The organism is Bowmanella yangjiangensis, from assembly GCF_017255015.1.
Lineage (GTDB): Bacteria > Pseudomonadota > Gammaproteobacteria > Enterobacterales > Alteromonadaceae > Bowmanella > Bowmanella yangjiangensis.
Map to the genome: position 1 here is coordinate 1 of NZ_JAFKCS010000257.1, position 1,113 is coordinate 1,113.

General features: G+C 61.3%; 1 protein-coding gene. It reads right to left on the reverse strand.

Annotation, left to right across the window (positions count from 1 at the left end; all coding sequences use genetic code 11):
* Nucleotides 1–1,113 (reverse strand): TonB-dependent receptor plug domain-containing protein (locus tag J0A65_RS23795; RefSeq protein WP_206596750.1); only part of this gene is annotated, 1,113 nt, incomplete at both ends.

A 1,113-nucleotide genomic window follows, 5' to 3' on the forward strand; every position in this document is an offset into this window, starting at 1 on the left:
GGTGTTCTCGCTACCGAATTGCTGATTGTCGTCGTGACGCAGGCCCAGCTCGGTAGAGAATTTGTCGCCGGAGTAGCGGTGCTGGACGAAGGCGGCGCGGTTCCAGCGTGAGTCCTCCGCGAAAGTTGTGCTGCTGTGCAGGCGATCCTCGTACCAGTCGACTCCGACCAGCATTTGCTGGTTATCGGTGAGGGTCAGGGTGTTTACCCAATTCACCGAGTCGCGATAGGTGGTGTAGGTAAAAAATGAATAATATGGCGCTGCCGGTGAATCATCGCCCGTGTCGCGCTGGTCTTTGCTATACCCCAGTTCAAGGCGACTACTCCAGTGTTCGTTCAGCTGGCCGTTGATGAAGCCGGAAATACTGCTGAGTTGAAAATCCGTTGTCGGCAGCAAGCCGGTAAATACATCGTCATATTCCACCTGGCCGCGCTGATCGAGCGCACTGAGACCAACTTGTAGGTCGTCAGTGACGCGGTGCGACAGACTCAGGCTCAGTGAGCGGTTGCGGTAGGCATCGTCGTCGCCATTGGCGCCGAAACCGTCGCGGGTCGCGTCGATACCGGCCGTCTCGTCCAGTGCAGCGCCCAGGTGAAAGCGGGTGCGCTGATCTCCCCCGGAAAGACCAAGGCTGCGCTGGTAGGTACTGTCGCTGCCGGCTGCCAGGCGCACGTAAGGGGCGAGCCCCTGATCATCGCCCTTGCGGGTGAAAATCTGTATCACACCACCGATTGCGTCGGAGCCGTAGAGTGCCGAACGGGCGCCACGCACGACCTCGATACGCTCGATCTGCTCGGGGGCGAGAAATTCCAGGCTGCTGGTACCACTGGATGCCGCGGCGATGCGTTGGCCATCGACCAGCACCAGCGTTTGTGCCGTGCTGGTGCCGCGCAGAAACACGCCCATCTGGCTGCCAGTACCGCCAGTGCGGACGACGCTAAGACCGGGAACGCGCTGCAGCAGCTCTGCAACGCTGCTGACCTGCAAACGCTCGATATCGTCACGCTCGAACACGGTGGTGGCCGCCGTGGCCTGGGCTTGTGGTTCGGGCATGCGGCCCGAGGTGATGACCAGGGACTCGGCCACATAGGGTTCGCTGGCCAGTGACAGGCC